The 15,932-nt window shown below is 60.3% G+C and carries 17 protein-coding genes; 9 read left to right on the top strand and 8 right to left on the bottom strand.

Features of this window, described 5'->3' with window-relative positions; all coding sequences use genetic code 11:
• Positions 1-157: 157 nt before the first annotated feature.
• Positions 158-919: a DeoR/GlpR family DNA-binding transcription regulator gene (locus ACP7B7_RS24065; RefSeq protein ID WP_308921906.1), complete on the bottom strand. Its 762-nt coding sequence runs from the start codon at positions 917-919 to the stop codon at positions 158-160.
• Between the two features lie 167 nt (positions 920-1,086).
• Here ACP7B7_RS24065 and glpD point away from each other — a divergent pair, with 167 nt between their 5' ends.
• The 8 genes from glpD (at position 1,087) to glpK (ending at position 10,202) form a co-directional block, all read left to right on the top strand.
• Complete coding sequence (glpD, locus tag ACP7B7_RS24060) at positions 1,087-2,595, top strand: glycerol-3-phosphate dehydrogenase (protein WP_426078385.1); 1,509 nt, start codon at positions 1,087-1,089, stop codon at positions 2,593-2,595.
• A gap of 76 nt (positions 2,596-2,671) precedes the next feature.
• Positions 2,672-3,763, top strand: coding sequence for an ABC transporter ATP-binding protein (locus ACP7B7_RS24055; protein WP_426078383.1), 1,092 nt, complete (start codon positions 2,672-2,674; stop codon positions 3,761-3,763).
• Position 3,764: 1 nt separating this feature from the next.
• Entirely contained in the window at positions 3,765-4,856 is a 1,092-nt protein-coding gene (locus ACP7B7_RS24050; RefSeq protein WP_426078382.1) for an ABC transporter ATP-binding protein, read from the top strand.
• Positions 4,856-5,725: a carbohydrate ABC transporter permease gene (locus ACP7B7_RS24045; RefSeq protein ID WP_426078381.1), complete on the top strand. Its 870-nt coding sequence runs from the start codon at positions 4,856-4,858 to the stop codon at positions 5,723-5,725. Before ACP7B7_RS24050 ends, ACP7B7_RS24045 begins: the two co-directional genes overlap by 1 nt.
• A complete protein-coding gene (locus ACP7B7_RS24040) occupies positions 5,725-6,528 on the top strand; it encodes a carbohydrate ABC transporter permease (protein WP_426078404.1) in 804 nt (267 codons plus the stop codon). The genes ACP7B7_RS24045 and ACP7B7_RS24040 overlap by 1 nt, the downstream gene beginning before the upstream one ends.
• A gap of 31 nt (positions 6,529-6,559) precedes the next feature.
• Positions 6,560-6,835, top strand: coding sequence for a DUF2160 domain-containing protein (locus ACP7B7_RS24035; RefSeq protein ID WP_308925794.1), 276 nt, complete (start codon positions 6,560-6,562; stop codon positions 6,833-6,835).
• A 65-nt stretch (positions 6,836-6,900) separates the two neighbouring features.
• Positions 6,901-8,631, top strand: coding sequence for an ABC transporter substrate-binding protein (locus ACP7B7_RS24030; RefSeq protein ID WP_426078380.1), 1,731 nt, complete (start codon positions 6,901-6,903; stop codon positions 8,629-8,631).
• Between the two features lie 77 nt (positions 8,632-8,708).
• Positions 8,709-10,202 (top strand): glycerol kinase GlpK, encoded by a 1,494-nt coding sequence (gene glpK, locus ACP7B7_RS24025; RefSeq protein ID WP_426078379.1) that lies wholly within the window; start codon positions 8,709-8,711, stop codon positions 10,200-10,202.
• A 4-nt stretch (positions 10,203-10,206) separates the two neighbouring features.
• On the opposite strand, the gene ACP7B7_RS24020 is transcribed toward glpK, so the two are convergent.
• Together ACP7B7_RS24020 and ACP7B7_RS24015 are read right to left on the bottom strand one after the other, a co-directional pair.
• Complete coding sequence (locus tag ACP7B7_RS24020) at positions 10,207-10,758, bottom strand: YdcF family protein (RefSeq protein WP_426078378.1); 552 nt, start codon at positions 10,756-10,758, stop codon at positions 10,207-10,209.
• 26 nt (positions 10,759-10,784) lie between these two features.
• A complete protein-coding gene (locus tag ACP7B7_RS24015) occupies positions 10,785-11,417 on the bottom strand; it encodes a cysteine hydrolase family protein (protein WP_426078376.1) in 633 nt (210 codons plus the stop codon).
• A gap of 122 nt (positions 11,418-11,539) precedes the next feature.
• On the opposite strand from ACP7B7_RS24015, the gene ACP7B7_RS24010 reads away from it, so the two are divergent.
• A complete protein-coding gene (locus tag ACP7B7_RS24010; protein WP_426078403.1) occupies positions 11,540-12,511 on the top strand; it encodes a GlxA family transcriptional regulator in 972 nt (323 codons plus the stop codon).
• Here ACP7B7_RS24010 and ACP7B7_RS24005 read toward each other — a convergent pair.
• The 5 genes from ACP7B7_RS24005 to ACP7B7_RS23985 form a co-directional block, all read right to left on the bottom strand.
• Positions 12,499-12,636 (bottom strand): hypothetical protein, encoded by a 138-nt coding sequence (locus ACP7B7_RS24005; protein ID WP_426078375.1) that lies wholly within the window; start codon positions 12,634-12,636, stop codon positions 12,499-12,501. The two genes, ACP7B7_RS24010 and ACP7B7_RS24005, sit on opposite strands and share 13 nt — an antisense overlap.
• 49 nt (positions 12,637-12,685) lie before the next feature.
• On the bottom strand, positions 12,686-12,922 hold the full coding sequence (locus ACP7B7_RS24000) for a T6SS immunity protein Tdi1 domain-containing protein (RefSeq protein ID WP_426078374.1): 237 nt from the start codon (positions 12,920-12,922) through the stop codon (positions 12,686-12,688).
• Complete coding sequence (locus ACP7B7_RS23995; RefSeq protein WP_426078372.1) at positions 12,885-13,364, bottom strand: GAD-like domain-containing protein; 480 nt, start codon at positions 13,362-13,364, stop codon at positions 12,885-12,887. Before ACP7B7_RS23995 ends, ACP7B7_RS24000 begins: the two co-directional genes overlap by 38 nt.
• A gap of 63 nt (positions 13,365-13,427) precedes the next feature.
• Positions 13,428-14,093, bottom strand: coding sequence for a GAD-like domain-containing protein (locus tag ACP7B7_RS23990; protein ID WP_426078371.1), 666 nt, complete (start codon positions 14,091-14,093; stop codon positions 13,428-13,430).
• A gap of 644 nt (positions 14,094-14,737) precedes the next feature.
• Positions 14,738-15,757 carry an IS110 family transposase gene (locus ACP7B7_RS23985; protein WP_426078370.1) on the bottom strand — a complete coding sequence of 340 codons (1,020 nt, stop codon included), beginning with the start codon at positions 15,755-15,757 and terminating at the stop codon, positions 14,738-14,740.
• Positions 15,758-15,932: the final 175 nt, after the last annotated feature.

Here is a 15,932-nt window from a genome sequence, read left to right as displayed (position 1 = left end):
AGTGTTGCCAGAGAGGAAGATTAAAAAACCAACTCTTGTTGCCTCAATGGTAACAGGATTTTTGGGTTTTGCTAACTATTTCATTGCGTTAAGTGAGATTGTCCACACATGGCGGCATTGCACCGCCATTTTCCTGCCCGGAAAGGACCTCAGAACCTCAGCCGGCCACCACCAGCTTGACGGCGGCGTCGCGCAAGACCTGGGCAAACAGCGCCGGCGGCGGGGCGTCGGTAAACAACATGTCGACCTGGGCCAGGTCGGCCAGGCGCACCAGGGCCTTGCGGCCGAACTTGTGCTGGTCGGCCACCAGCCACACTTCGCGCGACTGCTCGATGATGGCTTGCGCCACCTTCACTTCGCGCGCGTCGAAGTCGCGCAGGCTGCCGTCCTCGTCGATGCTGGAAATGCCGATGATGCCGATATCGACCTTGAACTGGCGGATGAAGTCGATGGTGGCTTCGCCGACGATGCCGCGGTCGCGTCCGCGCACCACGCCGCCGGCGACGATCACTTCGCAGCCGGGATTGTCGGCCAGGATGGCGGCCACGTTGAGGTTGTTGGTCACCACGTGCAAGCCCGTGTGCTGGCCCAGCGCGCGCGCCACTTCCTCGGTGGTGGTGCCGATATTGATCAGCAGCGAACAGCCATGCGGCACCTGCAGCGCGACGGCGGCGGCGATGCGGCGCTTCGCTTCGCTGTTGAGTACCTGGCGCTGGCTGTAATCGATGTTTTCCACCGACGAGGGCAGGCCGACGCCGCCATGGTAGCGGGCCAGCAGCCGCGCTTCCTCCATCTGCTTGACGTCGCGGCGCACGGTCTGCGGCGTCACTTTCAATTGCTGGGCCAGTTCTTCGACCGACACGGTCAGGTGCTGGCGCACGGCGTCGAGCAGGCTGCGCTGGCGGGGATTGAGGATCATGGTGCATTCTTTCTTTATAAACGAACAGAAACGAACAGGTAATGATGAAAATATGTTGCCATGAGTTCGTATTCTGGCGTAATCTTATTCATCTGGCATATGAATTATATCTTTATTGATTACAACGACATGGAGTTTTGATGGTGGCAGCACAGGCGAGCACGAGGATGGAATGCGATCTGCTGGTGGTCGGCGGCGGCATCAATGGCGCCGGGATCGCGCGCGATGCGGCGGGGCGCGGCCTGTCGGTGGTGCTGTGCGAAAAGGATGACCTGGCGTCGCATACCTCGTCCGCTTCGACCAAGCTGATCCACGGCGGCCTGCGCTACCTCGAATATTATGAATTCGGTCTGGTGCGCAAGGCCCTGATCGAGCGCGAAGTGCTGCTGCGCTCGGCGCCCCACATCATGTGGCCGCTGCGTTTCGTGATGCCGCATGCCCAGGGCCAGCGCCCGGCCTGGCTGATCCGTGCCGGCCTGTTTCTGTACGATATGCTGGCGAAACGTGAACTGCTGCCGGCCTCCAGCAGCATCACCCTGAACCGCCATGCGGCCGGCCAGCCCTTGAAGCCGCAGTTCAAGCGCGGTTTTGTCTACTCCGACGGCTGGGTCGACGACGCCCGCCTGGTGCTGCTCAACGCCCTTGATGCGAAGGAGAAGGGCGCCACGGTCCTGACGCGCACGCGCTGCGCCAAGCTGGTGCGCGAGGCCGATCACTGGCAGGCCAGCCTGCAGCAAGGCGATGGCGGCACGGTGCAGGTGCGCGCGCGCAGCGTGGTCAACGCCACCGGCCCGTGGACGGCCGACTTCCTGAAGCAGGCGGCGCCCACCGCCCAGGGCCGCCATTTGCGCCTGATCAAGGGCAGCCATATCGTCGTCAAGCGCCTGTTCGAGCATGATCACGCTTATATCTTTCAGCACCCGGACGGGCGCATCGTGTTTGCGATTCCTTACGAGAACGATTTCACCCTGATCGGCACCACCGATCTCGATTACCAGGGCGACAGCGGGAAAGTTACGATCGACGAGGCGGAAATTAGTTACTTATGCCAACTTTCCAGTTACTATTTCAGCAAGCCCATCGTGCCTGCCGACGTGGTCTGGACGTATTCCGGCGTGCGGCCGCTGGTCGAAGATGCGTCGGCGCAAGCCAAAGCCGTGACGCGCGATTACCGCTTCGAGCTGGACCGTGATGGCGCGCCGCTGCTGAGCATTTTCGGCGGCAAGATCACCACCTTCCGCAAGCTGGCGGAAGAAGCGGTCGACCTGCTGGCGCCCTTGCTCGAAAACAAGCGAGGGTCTTGGACGGCGCAAGCCTGCCTGCCCGGTGGCGACGTGTTCGGCAAGGTGCCCGACAACCGCGCGGTGCGCGAGTTTGGCGCCTTTGTCGACGGCTTGCAGCGCCAGTATGGCTGGCTGCCGGCCAAACTGGTGGCGCGTTACGCGCGCGCCTATGGCACGCGCATCCATGCGCTGCTCGACGGGCGCGCCAGCGTGGCGCAGATGGGCGAGGAGGTGGCCAGCGGGCTGTACGCGGCCGAGGTCGATTATTTGCGGCGCCATGAATGGGCCGTCAGCGCCGCCGACATCTTGTGGCGGCGCTCCAAGCTGGGCTTGCATTTGCCGGCCGGTACGGAGCAGCTGCTCGATGCCTGGCTGGCGGCGCATCCCCTGTAGCAATACGTAGCAGTAGCAAGCGGCAAGCGACCATGCCCCGACAGAGGGCGCGGCGACCATACCTGGAGGAGACGACGTGCAACTTGACTTGAGCGAGATCAGCAAGCAGCAGGGTGCTGACACTTATCTGTATCCGATGTCGCTGGCGCTGGTGCCGGGCGCCATCAATGTGCTGCTGGGCACTACGCGTGCCGGCAAGACCACCCTGATGCGCGTGATGGCGGGGCTGGACAAGCCCACCTCCGGCAAGGTGGTGGCCGATGGCGTCGACGTGACGGGCATGCCCGTCAGCCGGCGCAACCTGGCCATGGTCTACCAGCAATTCATCAATTACCCCGCTTTTTCCGTCTACGACAATATGGCGTCGCCCCTGCGCCTGCGCAAGGAGCCGGAAGCGCAGATCCGCGGCAAGGTGCTGGCGCTGGCCGAGCGCCTGCATATCACGCCCTACCTGGAACGCCGGCCAGGCGAGTTGTCGGGCGGCCAGCAGCAGCGCACGGCGCTGGGCCGCGCCCTGATCAAGGATGCCTCCCTGCTGCTGCTCGACGAACCACTGGTCAATCTCGACTACAAGCTGCGCGAGGAATTGCGCCGCGAACTGACGGAACTGTTTTCCAGCGGCAGCACCACCGTGGTCTACGCCACCACCGAGCCGCTCGAAGCGCTGCAGCTGGGCGGCCATGTGGCGGTGCTGCACGAAGGCCGCTTGCTGCAGCAGGGCCGCACGCTCGACGTCTTCAATGCGCCCAACAGCATCGCCGTGGCGCGCACCTTCAGCGATCCGCCGATCAACCTGATCGACGCCCGGCTCGACGCGCAAGGCGTGGCACAGGCCGCCGATGGCCTGTCGATTCCCTTGAGCCAACAGCAACTGGCGGCACTGGTTGGCCAGCGGCAAATCACTCTCGGCGTGCGCGCCCACAGCCTGCACCTGGCGCCGCAGTCACCGAACGACCTGGCGATCGCGGCGCAGGTGGACCTGGCCGAAATCAGCGGCTCGGAAACCTATGTCCACGCGCGGCGCGGCGCCCTGGCGCTGGTGGCGCAACTGGGCGGCGTGCACAACCTCGACATCGGCAGCGCCTGCACTGTGTATTGCCAGCCGCAATCGCTGTTCATCTTTGGCGCCGATGGCGGCCTGCTGTTTGCGCCACAAGGAGGGGCTTGAGATGGCGCGCATTGAACTGGTGGACCTGGCGCACGCCTACAAGCCGAACCCTTCCGCACCGGCCGACTACGCGCTGCGGCCGATGAGCATGAGCTGGCAGGACGGCGGCGCCTATGCCTTGCTGGGGCCGTCCGGCTGCGGCAAGACGACCTTGCTCAATATTATTTCCGGCCTGGTGAAACCGTCGCATGGCAAGGTGCTGTTCGACGGCAAGGACGTGACGCAACTGCCGACCGAGGCGCGCAATATCGCGCAGGTGTTCCAGTTTCCCGTCATCTACGACACCATGACCGTGCACGACAACCTGGCTTTTCCGCTGCGCAATCGCGGCTGGAAAGAGGCGGAAGTCAAAAAACGCGTGCAGCAGGTGGCCGAGATGCTGGAACTGTCCGGCGACCTGAAAATGCGCGCCAGCGGCCTGTCGGTGGACGCCAAGCAAAAAATCTCGCTGGGCCGTGGCCTGGTGCGGCCCGACGTGGCGGCCGTGCTGTTCGACGAACCGCTGACGGTGATCGATCCGCACCTGAAGTGGTTATTGCGCCGCAAACTCAAGGAAATCCATCACGAACTGAAGCTTTCCCTGATCTACGTCACGCACGACCAGGTCGAAGCGCTGACCTTTGCCGACCAGGTGGTGGTGATGACGCAGGGCGAAGTCGTGCAGACCGGCAGCGCGCAAGCGCTGTTCGAGGCGCCCGAGCATACTTTTGTGGGCTACTTTATCGGCAACCCCGGCATGAATTTGCTGGAATGCACGGTCGAAGATGGCCAGGCGCGCGTCGCTGGCCAGTCCCTGGCCTTGTCCGAACCGGCGCGCGCGGCGCTCTCTGGAGCGCAGGGCAAGATCACCCTGGGCGTGCGGCCCGAGTTTGTCGAGTGCGTGAGCGCTGGCCAGGCTGGCGGCGATACCCTGGCCGCCACCGTGCTGGCCGTGCGCAATATGGGCACGCACTACCTGGCCGAGTTCCAGCTGGGCAGCGTGACGGTGGCGGCCAAACTGCGCGCCATCGACGCGGTGGCGGGCCAGTCCGTGCGCTTGCGCTTTCCGCGGGAACGCACCTTGTACTACCTTAACGACAAACGGGTGGCTTGATGAAGACCGATAACAACCGTGCCTGGTTTCTGATTTTACCCGTGCTGTTGTGCGTGGCGTTTTCCGCGATTTTGCCGCTGATGACGGTGGTGAATTATTCCGTGCAGGATATTTTGAGTCCCACGCAAAAAGTGTTTGTGGGCACCGAATGGTTCCGCATGGTGATGCTGGACGGCGACCTGCACAGCGCCTTGCTGCGCCAGCTGCTGTTCTCCGCTTCGGTACTGGCGATCCAGATTCCGCTGGGCATATTGATCGCCCTGTGCATGCCGGCCGATGGCTGGAAGGCGTCGCTGGCGCTGGTGCTGATCGCGCTGCCGCTGCTGATCCCCTGGAACGTGGTTGGCACCATCTGGCAGATCTTTGGCCGCGGCGATATCGGCTTGATGGGCTACACGCTCAATGCGCTGGGCATCGCCTATAACTACAACGGCAATTCGCTCGACGCCTGGCTGACCGTGATGGTGATGGATATCTGGCACTGGACGCCGCTGGTGGCCCTGCTGTGCTATGCGGGCCTGCGCGCGATTCCCGACGCCTATTACCAGGCGGCGCGCATCGACGGCGCCTCGCGGCTGGCCGTGTTCCGCTATATCCAGCTGCCGAAATTGCGCAATGTGCTGATGATCGCCGTGCTGCTGCGCTTTATGGACAGCTTCATGATCTACACGGAACCGTTCGTGCTGACCGGTGGCGGACCGGGCAATGCCACCACCTTTTTGTCGCAATACCTGACGCAAAAGGCGGTGGGGCAGTTCGACCTGGGACCGGCCTCGGCCTTCTCGCTGATTTACTTCCTGATCATCCTGCTGTTCTGCTTCGTGCTGTACACCTGGATGCAACGCGTGGGTACGGGAGACCAAAAATGATGAACAAGAAAATCAGCGGCGCCATCCTGCTTGCCTTCCTGGTCGCGTCCATGTTGCCGATCTACTGGATGTTGAACATGTCCTTGAAAACCAACGAGGAGATCGTCGGCGTGTTGAGCCTGTGGCCGCAGCAACTGACGTTCGCCAACTACCACACCATCTTTACCGATCCATCCTGGTACAGCGGCTATATCAACTCGATGATCTATGTGGCGCTGAACATGGTGCTGTCGGTCACCGTCGCCTTGCCGGCCGCGTATGCGTTCTCGCGCTATAACTTTGTCGGCGACAAGCACCTGTTCTTCTGGCTGCTGACCAACCGCATGACGCCGCCGGCCGTGTTCCTGGTGCCGTTCTTCCAGCTGTATTCGACCGTCGGCCTGATGGACACCCACCTGGCCGTGGCGCTGGCGCACATGGTGTTCAACGTGCCGCTGGCCGTGTGGATACTGGAAGGCTTCATGTCGGGCGTGCCGAAGGAAATCGACGAGACGGCATATATCGACGGCTACAGTTTTCCGCGCTTTTTCGTGCAGATTTTCCTGCCGATGATCAAGTCGGGCGTGGGTGTGACGGCCTTTTTCTGCTTCATGTTCAGCTGGGTTGAACTGCTGCTGGCGCGCACCTTGACGTCGGTCAACGCCAAGCCGATCGCCGCCACCATGACGCGCACCGTGTCGGCGGCCGGCATGGACTGGGGCGTGCTGGCGGCGGCCGGTGTGCTGACCATCGTGCCCGGCGCGCTGGTGATCTGGTTCGTGCGGCATTACATCGCCAAGGGTTTTGCCATGGGGAGGGTGTGAGATGGAACCAAATGTAGACAGCACGGCCAGCCTGTTCGGCTGGATGGCGTGGACGCCGGAAGTGGCGATCTTTTTTTGCTGCATCGGCCTGATGCTGGCCGGCATGACGATCTGGCAGATCCGCTCGCCCAGCATCGAACGGAAAGGTTTCCTGCCGATGCCGACCACGCGCGGCGACCGCCTGTTCGTGGGCCTGCTGGCGGCGGCGTATGTCAACCTGGCCTGGGCCGGTTTTACCGAATTTCAACAAACCATAGGAGCGGCGATCAGTTTTGTACTGTTATTGGTAGTGATGCGTTGGGGATGAAGTCGTAGATGCGAACACCGTGCCGCTTTCGGCAGCGCGGATGACAACTATAAAGGAGAATCACGATGAAATTGCAGTGTACGGTCATTGCGGCGGCAGCCGCGCTGCTGGTGTCGGGTGCGGCCCTGGCCGACGTCAAGCAGGCGCAAACCTGGATCGACAAGGAATTCCAGCCTTCCAGCCTGAGCAAGCAGCAGCAACTCGATGAGATGAAATGGTTTATCGACGCCGCCGCCAAGCTGAAAGCCAAGGGCATCAAGGAAATCAGTGTTGTGTCGGAAACCATCGACACCCACGTCTACGAATCGAAGACCCTGGCCAAGGCCTTCGAGGAAATCACTGGCATCAAGGTGCGCCACGACATCATCCAGGAAGGCGACGTGGTGGAAAAGCTGCAGACCTCCATGCAGTCGGGCAAAAGCATCTATGACGGCTGGATCTCGGACTCCGACCTGATCGGCACCCACTACCGCTACGGCGCCGTCGAGCCGCTGTCCGACTATATGGCGGCCAAGGGCAAGGAGTTCACCAATCCCGGCCTGGACCTGAAGGATTTTATCGGCATCAGCTTTACCACCGCGCCGGATGGCAAGGTGTATCAGCTGCCCGATCAGCAGTTCGCCAATCTGTACTGGTTCCGCGCCGACTGGTTCGCGCGCAAGGACTTGCAGGCCAAGTTCAAGGCCAAGTATGGCTACGAGCTGGGCGTGCCGCAGAACTGGTCCGCCTATGAAGACATCGCCGACTTCTTTACCAATGACGTGAAAGAAATCGATGGCAAGAAGGTGTACGGCCACATGGATTACGGCAAGAAAGATCCATCGCTGGGCTGGCGCTTTACCGATGCCTGGCTGTCGATGGCCGGCGCGGCCGACAAGGGCATTCCGAACGGCATGCCGATCGACGAGTGGGGCATCAAGGTGGCCCCCGACAAGTGCACACCGGTGGGCGCCTCGATGTCGCGCGGCGGCGCCACCAATTCGCCGGCGGCCGTGTTTGCGCTGACCAAATATATCGACTGGATGAAGAAATACGCGCCGCCGCAAGCGAACGGCATGAATTTCTCCGAGTCCGGCCCGGTACCGGCCCAGGGCGAAATTGCCCAGCAGATTTTCTGGTACACGGCCTTTACGGCCGGCATGGTGAAGCCGGGCTTGCCGGTGGTGAACAAGGACGGCACGCCGAAATGGCGCATGGCGCCGTCACCGCACGGCCCGTACTGGAAGGATGGCATGCAGAACGGCTACCAGGACGTCGGTTCCTGGTTCCTGTTCAAGTCGACGCCGGACGACCGCAAGGCCGCCGCCTGGCTGTACGCGCAATTCGTGACCTCGAAAACCGTGTCGCTGAAAAAATCCATCGTCGGCGTGACGTTCATCCGCGATTCCGATATCCGCCACGAGTATTTCACGAAGCACGCCAATGAATACGGCGGCCTGATCGAGTTCTACCGCAGCCCGGCCCGCGTGGCCTGGACGCCGACCGGCAACAATGTGCCCGATTATCCGAAGCTGGCGCAGCTGTGGTGGAAGAACGTGGCCACCGCGATCACCGGCGAAAAATCGCCGCAGGCCGCGATGGACAACCTGGCCGAGGAAATGGACCAGGTCATGGCGCGCCTGCAGCGGGCCGGCATGAAGGCGTGTGCACCGAAACTGAATGCCAAGGGCGACCCTAACCAGTATCTGTCGGACCAGCACGCACCATGGAAAAAGCTGGCCAATGAAAAACCAAAAGGAGAGACCATCGCCTACGATAAATTGCTGCAAGCTTGGAAAGAAGGCAAGGTAAGATAAACTGCCGCGCTGTCATGAGGGCGCAAGCACCCAGTCGCTTGCGCCTGTTTTTACCGGTTTTTTTGTAGTAGCAGACAATGACTAAATACATACTCGCTTTAGACCAGGGCACCACCAGTTCGCGCGCCATCCTGTTTGACCATGCCGGCCACCTGCACGCCTGCGCCCAGGGCGAATTTCGCCAGATCTTTCCGCAGCCGGGTTGGGTCGAACACGACGCGAACGAGATCTGGGACTCGCAGCTGGGCGTGCTGCGCCAGGTCATGCGCGACAGCGGCGTGGCTGCAGCGGACGTGGCAGCCATCGGCGTCGCCAACCAGCGCGAAACCACGGTGCTGTGGGACCGCGCCACGGGCCAGCCGGTGGCCAACGCCATCGTCTGGCAAGACCGCCGCAACGCCGCCTTCTGCGAGCAATTGCAGGCGGAAGGCAAGGCCGAACTGATCCAGCAAAAAACCGGGCTGGTGCTGGACGCGTATTTTTCCGCCACCAAACTCAAATGGCTGCTCGACAACGTGCCCGGCGCCCGCGCGCGGGCCGAACGGGGCGAGCTGGCCTTCGGCACCATCGACAGCTGGCTGATCTGGAAGCTGAGCGGCGCCCATCTTACCGACACCAGCAATGCCTCGCGCACCATGCTGTTCAATATTCATGCCCAGCAATGGGATGGCGACCTGCTGGCGCTGCTCGATATTCCCGCCTCCTTGCTGCCGCAAGTGGTGCCGTCGAGCGGCCTGGCCGCGCACACCCATGCCGAGTTGCTGGGCGTGTCCTTGCCGATCGCCGGCATCGCGGGTGACCAGCAGGCCGCCACCTTCGGCCAGGCCTGCCTGAAGCCTGGCATGGCGAAAAATACCTATGGCACCGGCTGCTTCATGCTGATGAATGTCGGCAAGAAGCCGCTGCCGTCGAAAAACCGTTTGCTGAGCACGGTCGGCTGGCGCCTGGGCGACGGCCCCGACAGCACCGATTACCTGCTCGAAGGCAGCGCCTTTGTCGCCGGCGCCGCCGTGCAATGGATGCGCGACGGCCTGGGCATCATCCAGCACTCGTCCGAAGTCGAAGCGCTGGCCACCAGCGTGCCCGACACGGGCGGCCTGGTCTTCGTGCCAGCGTTTGCCGGCCTGGGCGCGCCGTACTGGGACCCGTATGCGCGCGGCACCCTGATCGGCATCACGCGCGGCACCGGCAAGGCGCATATCGCGCGCGCGGCGCTGGAGGGCGTGGCCTACCAGAACGTCGACGTCCTGTCGGCGATGCAGGATGACGCGGGCATTGCGCTATCCGAACTGCGCGTCGACGGCGGCGCGGCCCGCAACGACATGCTGATGCAGTTCCAGTCCGATATCCTGAACGTGCCGGTGGTGCGCCCCGAAGTCACGGAAACGACGGCGCTGGGCGCGGCCTACCTGGCCGGCCTGGCCGTGGGCTTCTGGAGTTCGCTCGATGAAATCGCCTCACAATGGCGGGTGGCGCGCCGTTTCGAGCCCAAAATGGCCGACGACGAGCGGCTGACGCGCCTGCACAAATGGCAACGGGCGGTGGAACGGTCGCGCGACTGGAGCGAATGAGGTTTTATTTCTTCAGGTAATACACCGCGTAGCCGACGGCTTCGCGCGGTGTCGAGTACAGGTCGCGCAGCTCGGCATAAGGCGCGTGCACCTGGGCGCTGACGGTGACGCCGGCGCGTTCCAATGCCAGGCGGAAGCGTGGCACATGGAAGTATTGCGTGGCCACCATGGCGGTCGTCAATCCATGCGCTTGCAGATAGGTGGCGGCGTTCCTTGCCGTCGCTTCCGTGGTCCAGCCCTGGTTGTCTTCGATAATCGCCGCCTCCGGCACGCCCTGGCGTTTCAGATAAGCGGCCATGGCGGCCGCTTCGTCAAAGCCTTCCTTGCCGGTGCCGCCGCTGACAAACATGCGCGGCGCCTGCCTGTTCCTGAATTGTTGTAGCGCCACGTCGAGCCGCGCCTGCAAGCGCGGGCTGGGCGTGCCGTCCGGCGCCACCGTATTGCCGGGCACCACGATCATGTCGGCCGGCGCGATCTGGTCATCGAGGCCGGCGGCGACGATGGCCGCCGACGCCAGCAGCAGGGTAGCGGGAAAAATCAGCAGGTATTTGAGCATGGCGCATCATACCTGCCGGCAGCTTTTCAAGCCTGGCGCGCGCGCTGGCTGGACAGATAAATATTGTCCTTGGCCAAAGGCTGGCCTTCCTGCACCGCCTTGAGCCAGTCGGCCGTGCTGGCCACGGCGGCAAAGTTCGAATGGATCACGGTGCTGTAGATGCGGTGGATTTCCTCGGCACTGGCTTTGCCGGCCGCGTTTTCATACGGCAGGGAACCGGTGGCGTCGACCAGGAACTCCACCTGCAAGCCGTCGTGCGATGCCTGGTAGATGGTGGCCGCGTCGCAATTATGCGTCATGTAGCCGACGACGGTCAGCGTATCGACGCCACGGCTGGCCAGCCATGCGCGCAGATCCGTGCCGGCAAAGGCACTGCCCATGGTCTTGTGGAGATGGTGGTCGGCTTCGATGGCGGCCACTTGCGGGTGCAGCTGCCAGCTGGCGCTGCCCTTGGCAAAAATCGGCGAGGTTTCCGGCGCGTCATGCTGCACCACGATCACCGGTACGCCGGCCGCGCGGGCGGCGTGCATGGCGGCCGTGATATTCGGCAAGGAAAGTTCGACGGGCGGGTATTCGATCCGCATCTGGCCCGTGAAATATTCGTTTTGCACGTCGATGACCAGCAGGGCGCGGCGCGGTGCGGGAGTCGTATTGGACATGGTAGTTCCTTTCAAGGTGGACAGTATGATGATTCTGGCCTGCGCCGCCGTGCCCGGACAGTGGCCTGAAGGCCTGTCTGCGATACAATCGGGCCATGCTCACACTCTCCGCTCGTCGTCCCTTGCAAGTTGCCGTGATCGCCTATGACGGCATCACGCCGTTTCACCTGTCCGTGCCCTGCCTGGTGTTTGGCGCGCAGATGGGCGAACCCGGCGCAGCGCTGTTTGCGGTCAAGGTCTGCGCCGCCGATGCTGCGCCCTTGTCCACGGCGGCCGGTTTTGCCATCGTGCCCGGGCATGACCTGTCGCTGCTGGAGACGGCCGATATCGTCATCATGCCGTCCTGGCATGACGATTGCCGCGCGGCGCCGGAGGCCCTGGTCACGGCGTTGCAGGGCGCCCACCGGCGTGGCGCGCTCATGGTGGGCCTGTGCCTGGGTGCCTTTCCGCTGGCGCAGGCGGGGGTGCTCGATGGCAAGCGGGCCGCCACCCACTGGGGCATGGCGGCGATGCTGGCGGCGCGCCATCCGCGGGTGTCGGTCGAGCAGGAAATGCTGTATGTCGACGATGGCGATGTGCTGACGTCCGCCGGCGTGGCCGCCGGCCTCGATTGCTGTTTGTATCTGCTGCGCCAGCTGGCCGGCGCCGAACTGGCCAACCGCGTGGCGCGCCGGCTGCTGGTGGCGCCGCACCGGCAGGGTGGCCAGGCGCAATTTATCGAGCGGCCTTTGCCGGTGTCCGGCAGCGAAGGACGCTTTGCCGAGGTGTTGGCCCATGTGAGCGCGCACCTGGGCGCCGTGCACAGCATCGATGCGCTGGCCGAACGGGCCGCCATGAGCCGGCGCAACTTTACCCGGCATTTTCGCCAGGCGACCGGGACCTCGTTCAAGCAATGGCTGCAGGCCCAGCGCCTGGCGCACGCACAGGGCATGCTGGAAAAAAGTGCCGTCTCGATCGATATGGTGGCGCAAGCGGCCGGCTTTGGCACGGCCCTGTCGCTGCGCCAGCACTTTCGCGCCAGCCTGCATACCTCGCCGTCGGCCTACCGCAAGCTGTTCCGCCAGCAAGCTCCGCGCACGGTTCAGGCAGACTGAGCTGCCCACAGCCTGGCCGGGTCGCGCCCGCTGTCGGCCAGCAGCGCGCTGACGGCGATCTGGCGGGCAATGTAAGTTAGGACGCTTTGGCGATAGCGGAAAATATCGTGCAGGGTGGTAGCCAAGTCAAATTCCCGGCTGTTCTTGTAACGCTCCCAATAATCAGGCGGGCTTTTATGATTTTAATAATTTTTCGATATCAACATTGGAAAATGGAATTTCTGGCTTAGCCAGTTGCCGCAGAATGGTCAAATGAACATCCAAATCAAGCTTCACGATATTTTCTATCGTTATTTTTCCACCCAGCACGATGGCAGGTTCAAAGCCGTACACTTCGTCAGCAGCCAGTGCACCTGATTTTGCAACTGTCCGATCAAAAAAGTTGCACGCCAGACTCGTCCTTGAGGTCACACTCGTTGCGACTTAATCCTAAAAATGATCGAACTGACCAATCCTGGTCTTTTTTGCTTTTTGATTTCAGCTCTTTTGGCAATGCAAATATTGCGTTAAGCGGACAATTAATTGTCACACTTACGCCGGTACGTTCACCGCAAACATAGAGTTTCCCAAACGCGGTTCTACCGATAACGTGAAATGCATCGATCTGTTCGAGGCTCGTATCTTCAAGCCACTCATCAACAAGGTCTTCATAATCATCTGGATTGACAATCCAAAAAAGACCATTTGCGTAGCCACACCAACCTTCTTCCTGCCAGTATGTCAGCAGTTGATCAGGCAGCTTTCCGCGCCATTTTTTTATAGATTCTGACGGAACATCGACATGCTCCGTCGCCTCTCCAAATTTACTAATAAAATACGCGAAGTCATCATCTCTCATCTTCTCCTCTTGCATGGGCAAGATTCCTGTCTTTATGTAATTTCAAAGGTAATATGATCTGGCTTAATAATAATATTTTTATGGATACATCAGTTTGTCGATATCGATATGGTCGAACGGTAAACTCGGTGTTGCAAGTTGTCTAAGAATGGTCAAATGCACCTCCAATTTTACCCTGGCTAAATTCTCAAGAAGCATCTTTCCGCCAAGAACTATAGCGGGTTCAAATCCGTACATTTCGTCTGACGCAAGTGAACCCAGCGCAACCATCGCGCGCTCGAAAAGTGGTTGGCCACTTTCGTCCAAAGGATTGAAATCTTTTGGCTCGATAAAAGAAAAAAAAGAGCGTATGGATAAATCCAAATTTTTTTTATCCTTTGTCTTTAACTCCTTTGGCAGGGCGAATATTTTATTGATTTGAGATGCTATAGTTATGCTTTCCCCTGTTTTTTCACCACAAACATAGAGATTTCCAAATGCAGACCTTGCGATGACATGGAATGCGTCGAGCTGTTCCAATTGGGTGTTTTCCAGCCATTCATCGAGCAGGTCTTCATACTCATCCGGGTCGACGGTCCAAAAAAGTCCGTTGGCATATGCGCACCATCCTTCTTGCTGCCAGTACTTTAATAGCTGATCAGGCAATTTTCCGCGCCACTTTTCAATGCTCGATGTCGGCACCTCGACGCGTTGTGTTGCCTCTCCAAATGTATCTATGAATATTTCAAAATCCTCATCTCTCATCGCATAATCCTTCCACGGCAAGGTTCCAGTTTGACGTTATTTTTTGTGAGTATTTAGCAGCTATGGCAGCAGTAAAAATTGTAAACAGTTGCGGATAAGTTCATCATGCTGGCTATGGCAAAAACGCACCTTTCCCGACCTCTCCATCCTGACGCGCGGTGATGTGTCTTGATGGTTCATGAACTGTAGGGCTTGCCGTGAGAGCTGCGGTAATGTTTTTTGCTCTGGAAATGCAGCGGCTATCTCATCGCTGAGGTTAATTCGTCAAATCTCATAAATGCTTAAGGATTGATTAGCTTATCGATGTCGATATGTGAGAATGGCAAGGTCGGCGTAGCAAGTTGGCGAAGAATGGTCAGATGGACATCTAGGGAACCGCTTATATGGACGCCTCCCGGAGGTCAAGTAACTTCACACGATAGGTTCAGTTGAGGTCGCAGTCTTATATCCGGCCTGTTGGTGCAGGTCGATTGCCTGCTGGCCCTGATGGAATTCGCTGACGAGGTCCTTATCTGATTTGCGAGTTCAAGGGCTCCAATTCCCTATCAGGTTATCCTCGTCCCGGTCCTACCTGTTCGCCATCATGTGTTGGTCGCTTGCGCTCCTGAAGTGAAATGGTGTTGGCCTGTGCTACGGCGTGCTTTTCATATTGATGGCCCCGAGCTATGCTCGGGGTCAAATGGGGTATGGTGAAATAACACCGCCCAAATGGTGCGCGCCAGCTTGTTTGCCAGCGCCGCTACCGCAACGCTGTATGGCCGGCGCTTGAGGAGTTCCTCAATCCAAGGCGAGTGCTTGCTGCGCGCAATAATCGCCCTGGCGCCGTGCATGAGCAGTGTCCGCATATAGACGTCGCCACGCTTGCTTAAACCAAGTTGCCGTACGCGTCCGCCGGTTCCTGTCTGTCGCGGCACCAAGCCGAGCCATGCGGCAAATTGACGACCGGAACTAAAGGTGGCGGGATCGCCGATCGTGGCAACCGCTGCGGTCGCCGTGAGCAGGCCGACGCCTGGAATCTTGATCAGCTTTTTGCACTGCTCCGTTCGCCGCAACGAGTCTGCCAGGCGACGTTCAAGCACGGCAATGTCCTTGTCGAGCGACTGGACGCGGGCCCATTGCTCTTGCAAGCTCACGATCAGGATGGCGGAAAGCCGTTGCGCCGCCGACGCGATGGCGTCCGCCCAAGCTTTTGCCAGCGCGGGATAGCCGGATGGCAGCACAATGCCAAATTCGTAGAGTATGCCGCGCAACGCATTGGTCTGCATGATGCGAAATTTCATCAACTGTTCGCGCATCCTGTGCAATGCCAGAACAGTTTGTTGCTGCTCCGTTTTGACGGCAACGAAATGCGCTTCCGGCTGTTGAACGGCAGTCCAGATGGCCCTTGCATCGGCGGCATCGCTCTTGTTGCGCAATACGAACGGCCGCACCGATTTGGGCGCGAGCAGCCTGACTTCATGCCCGAGCGAGCAAAGTTGCCGGCCCCATTCGTGCGCACCGCCGCAAGCCTCGAGCGCAACCAGCGCCGGCGCACGCTTCACAAAAAATGGCAACACTTCGTCGCGACGTAATTTAATGCGATAGATCTCGCCTGTCTCAGGATCGACGGTATGTAATTGAAACACGTTCTTGGCGATGTCCATGCCGATGATAGTGGATTTCATTTGGGTTCTCCTGTTCAAGTGGATCTATCACTTTGACAATTCGCCACGGCCATCGTTTTGCTTCATCGACGAAGTCGGGAGGGAGGCGTCCATACCATCTGATTTATTCATTTGGCACCGTTCCCTGCTGAGGTCCGACCTGAGACAATAACGGCATCCCCACTGTCCCCCATCG

Origin of the sequence: Janthinobacterium sp. PSPC3-1, from assembly GCF_049896105.1 — a bacterium.
In the GTDB taxonomy this organism is placed as follows: domain Bacteria; phylum Pseudomonadota; class Gammaproteobacteria; order Burkholderiales; family Burkholderiaceae_D; genus Janthinobacterium.
This window is presented reverse-complemented; position numbering and strand designations above follow the sequence as displayed.

Bases quoted from the DNA above. Each gene is read 5' to 3' on its own strand.
- glpK (WP_426078379.1), top strand. From the start codon at position 8,709: ATGACTAAATACATACTCGCTTTAGACCAGGGCACCACCAGTTCGCGC.
- ACP7B7_RS23995 (WP_426078372.1), bottom strand. From the start codon at position 13,364: ATGCAAGAGGAGAAGATGAGAGATGATGACTTCGCGTATTTTATTAGT.
- ACP7B7_RS24065 (WP_308921906.1), bottom strand. From the start codon at position 919: ATGATCCTCAATCCCCGCCAGCGCAGCCTGCTCGACGCCGTGCGCCAG.
- ACP7B7_RS24020 (WP_426078378.1), bottom strand. From the start codon at position 10,758: ATGCTCAAATACCTGCTGATTTTTCCCGCTACCCTGCTGCTGGCGTCG.
- ACP7B7_RS24030 (WP_426078380.1), top strand. From the start codon at position 6,901: ATGAAATTGCAGTGTACGGTCATTGCGGCGGCAGCCGCGCTGCTGGTG.
- ACP7B7_RS24015 (WP_426078376.1), bottom strand. From the start codon at position 11,417: ATGTCCAATACGACTCCCGCACCGCGCCGCGCCCTGCTGGTCATCGAC.
- glpD (WP_426078385.1), top strand. From the start codon at position 1,087: ATGGAATGCGATCTGCTGGTGGTCGGCGGCGGCATCAATGGCGCCGGG.
- ACP7B7_RS23985 (WP_426078370.1), bottom strand. From the start codon at position 15,757: ATGAAATCCACTATCATCGGCATGGACATCGCCAAGAACGTGTTTCAA.
- ACP7B7_RS24050 (WP_426078382.1), top strand. From the start codon at position 3,765: ATGGCGCGCATTGAACTGGTGGACCTGGCGCACGCCTACAAGCCGAAC.
- ACP7B7_RS24040 (WP_426078404.1), top strand. From the start codon at position 5,725: ATGAACAAGAAAATCAGCGGCGCCATCCTGCTTGCCTTCCTGGTCGCG.
- ACP7B7_RS24045 (WP_426078381.1), top strand. From the start codon at position 4,856: ATGAAGACCGATAACAACCGTGCCTGGTTTCTGATTTTACCCGTGCTG.
- ACP7B7_RS23990 (WP_426078371.1), bottom strand. From the start codon at position 14,093: ATGAGAGATGAGGATTTTGAAATATTCATAGATACATTTGGAGAGGCA.